At 60.9% G+C, this 3,288-nt stretch carries 3 protein-coding genes; all 3 read left to right on the plus strand.

The annotated features are described in order from the left end of the window. Window positions 1-90: 90 nt before the first annotated feature. On the plus strand, window positions 91-843 hold the full coding sequence (locus WBV42_RS05615; protein ID WP_423985155.1) for a hypothetical protein: 753 nt from the start codon (window positions 91-93) through the stop codon (window positions 841-843). A 134-nt stretch (window positions 844-977) separates the two neighbouring features. After that, window positions 978-2,318, plus strand: coding sequence for a M28 family peptidase (locus tag WBV42_RS05620; protein WP_423985156.1), 1,341 nt, complete (start codon window positions 978-980; stop codon window positions 2,316-2,318). A gap of 643 nt (window positions 2,319-2,961) precedes the next feature. Further along, a partial coding sequence (locus WBV42_RS05625) for a Gfo/Idh/MocA family protein (RefSeq protein WP_423985157.1) occupies window positions 2,962-3,288 on the plus strand: 327 nt, incomplete at its 3' end.

The raw sequence follows: 3,288 nt of genomic DNA on the forward strand, positions 1-3,288 counted from the left end.
AATCCCTACGATGCCCTCGACGGTTCCTCGAACCCTCTTCGTCGGTGACCATCCCGGACCAGTATCCGAGCACTGGTCGCTGGATTCGTGATGGCCGTATTCGCGATCTCCTTGCGATTCGTCGCACCGACGCTTCTCCTCGGTCCTACCCTCCTGTCGCTCGCAGCGGTCGCCGGTTTCCTCCTCGCGGCGGGGGTCGGTTGGTATCGTGGGAGCGTCCTCGTCGCGATACTCGTCGCCACCCTTCCGGTGTTCGCGTTCGACGCCGCATCGACGGCGCTCTTCGAACCAGCGACGCTCGAACTCGCCGTTCGCGCCGCCCGCCGGGCCGCGTGGTTTTCCATCGGTGTGTCGGTACTCGTCGCCGGGCCGCTCGGCTACGCCATCGGTTCGTCCCTGCGGTCCGACGATGAATCGCTTCGTCCGCTCCGTTCCCTCCGAAGCCTTCACATCGCCGACGAGCAGTACGGCCCGCTGCTCGTCTGGGGTTGTGTTGCGGCAGTGGCCGTCGTCGTGTGCACCGTCTCACCTGTTTCCGTCATATCTTTCTCGGTTACACTCTCCCCGATACTCGTCGTCGGTGGCGTCCTCGTGGCTACCTTCCTCGGCTATCGTAGCCCCGATGCGCTCGCGTCCGCTCTTGCGGCTGAGTTCGGCGTCAGTTCCGGACTGTGGGTGTTCACTCAGGGATTCGCCGCTCTCGACGCCGGGGTGGGGGTCACCTCATCGGTCGCTCTCCTCAGAATCGTCCTATTTGGCGGCGTCGTTCTGCTCGCCGGTTTCGTCGCCGGTATTCCGCTCGGCTTGGCCGGGTACGTTATCGGACGAACGTTGGATGCCTGACACCGCTCGGTTGTCGTACCACCAACTGATGACGATTCGGACGATTTTCTGCCGATTTCTGGTCAGCTGTTTTGCAGCTGTCGCTCTTTTCCGAGAGGCATACGCTTTTGCGCTATCGCCGCACGGTTGCATCCATGACCCGACTCACCGACGCCATCGTCGGCGACGCGTACCGGAACGATTTCCAGTGGCAGGTCCTGAAAGACCTCGTCGACCTCGAAACCAGAATGGCCGGACAGCAAGGGGAACAGGACGGCGCGGAAATCCTCGAAGGCTACTTCGAAGAAATTGGCCTGCGAGACGTCCACCTCGACGAATTCGACATCGACGGCTGGTGGCGGGGTACCTCCTCCATCGAGACCGCCGGGAGTCACAGCCAACGCTACGAGAAGGATTATCAGGTCATCGCGCTCCCGGGAACGCCCGCCGGAACGGTCGAGGGTGAACTGGTCGACGTCGGGTATGGGCGACCGGGGGACTTCGAAACGGCCGACTGCGATGGCAAGATCGTACTGGCTTCCAGCGAAACGCCGGACGATTACGGCCGCTGGATTCACCGGATGGAGAAGTACGTCAGCGCGGCCAACGCCGGAGCGGTCGGCTTCGTCTTCACGAACCACATCGAGGGATGTCTCCCGCCGACCGGTGAGGTGGGCTACGATAACCGCCCCGGTTCGATCCCGGCGGTCGGCGTCTCGAAGGAACTCGGGGCGCGTCTCGCCCGTCACGCCGAGGACGGCGACCTCTCGGTCACGGTCGATGTGGACTGTCGAAACGAGCCTTCGACGTCGGTCAACGTCCTGGGCGACATCGGTCCCGACACCGACGAAATGATCCTTTTGACGGCCCACGTCGATACACACGATATCGCCGAGGGCGCGAACGACAACGGTGCGGGAAGCGTGTTGGCGACCGAGGCCGCCCGCCTGCTCGCCCGAATGGAGGACGAACTCGAAACGCGCGTTCGCGTCGTCGTGTTCGGTTCGGAGGAGATCGGACTCAAGGGTGCCTACCACGCGATGAACACGTACGACCTCGACACCGTGAAGTGTATCGTCAACATCGACGGCGCGGGACGGGACAGAACCCTTTCGGTGAACGCGAACGAGTTCGACGAACTCCTCGACGCCTTCGAAGTGGTGACCGACGAACGGTCGATTCCGCTCGTTTCCAGCAACACCGTTTCGCCACACGGGGACCAGTGGGCGTTCGTCCAAGAGGGAGTTCCGGGCGTGATGGTCTCCTCGACGAGTCCCGACAAGAGCGGTCGCGGATGGGGTCACACGCACGCCGATACCCTCGATAAAGTCGACCTCCGCGACCTCCGCGAGCACGCCGTCACCATCGCGGACGCCATCTGTGCCCTCACCGAACCCGACCGTGAGGTTCCGAGCCGTTCCCGCGAGGACACGCGTGATCTGATCGACGCCGGATACGAGCAGGAACTCAAACTCGGCGGGCGCTGGTCGTACTGAGCACTCGTCGATCCCTCCGGAATCATCGCTCGTCCGGTGACCGACTGACCGTCCGACTGTACTCGGTTGCCGTCCGAAACCCGGTTCGATATTCCGCCGACCGACGTCTTTTGCTGTCGCGAACCCAAACGACATCGGGAGCGGAGCCCACTTCCCAGTCCCGAGTTGGGGCCGACTGGTCCGTGACGACGGACGGAGATACTGGCGACCGATCTGAGCGTGGTTACTGCCGTCGCGTGATCGACGCAATCGGCTCCCGCGAACAAGTAACATACCTCGATGTGATTTTACCAGATTGTCGCCGGTAGAACCGTTGATGCCGTGTGTTTGCACCATCTACTCCATCTTCGATCCTTGTAATTTCATATAGCGATATGGAGTTTGTAATTTCGAATACTTCCGCTTCATAGTCTCTATCCTCCAAATTCTTCGATCACGCCATTTTCGGCACTACTGCCGCTTAGTTTGATAATCGGAAGTGATTTTGCCCGGGTCGCTCCCCTCGGGGAAGCACGAAACCTCTCATCGACGACGAGGCGGTTCCGTATGGAAAGACAGCGCCGTTTCCACCGATTTTCGATATCTCGTTCCTCCGATTACCGTGACGAAAGGATTGATGATGATGTATCGTGCATCATCGTTCGTGAATTCAATTAACATCGGTATCGTCGGCGCAGGTAATCGCGGACAGCTTCACGCGCGAGAGTATACTACTATAGAGAACGCATCTCTCGTAGCAGTTGCAGACATCGACGAGGAATCGGCGCATTCGCTCGCCGCCGAGTACGATATCCCCTCCGTCTATTCGGATTTCCGCGACATGCTCTACGACGCGGACCTCGACGCCGTGAGCGTCTGCGTGCACAACAACCTCCACCCGCCGGTCGCGATTGCCGCCTTCGAGGCCGGGTGTCACGTCTTCTGTGAGAAACCGCTCGCGGCAACTTACACCGACGCCAAGGCGATCGCT

It is taken from the genome of Haladaptatus sp. (assembly GCF_049589095.1).
In the GTDB taxonomy this organism is placed as follows: domain Archaea; phylum Halobacteriota; class Halobacteria; order Halobacteriales; family Haladaptataceae; genus Haladaptatus.

Coding starts and splice junctions, on each gene's coding strand:
- WBV42_RS05615 (WP_423985155.1), top strand. CDS start 91: ATGGCCGTATTCGCGATCTCCTTGCGATTCGTCGCACCGACGCTTCTC.
- WBV42_RS05620 (WP_423985156.1), top strand. CDS start 978: ATGACCCGACTCACCGACGCCATCGTCGGCGACGCGTACCGGAACGAT.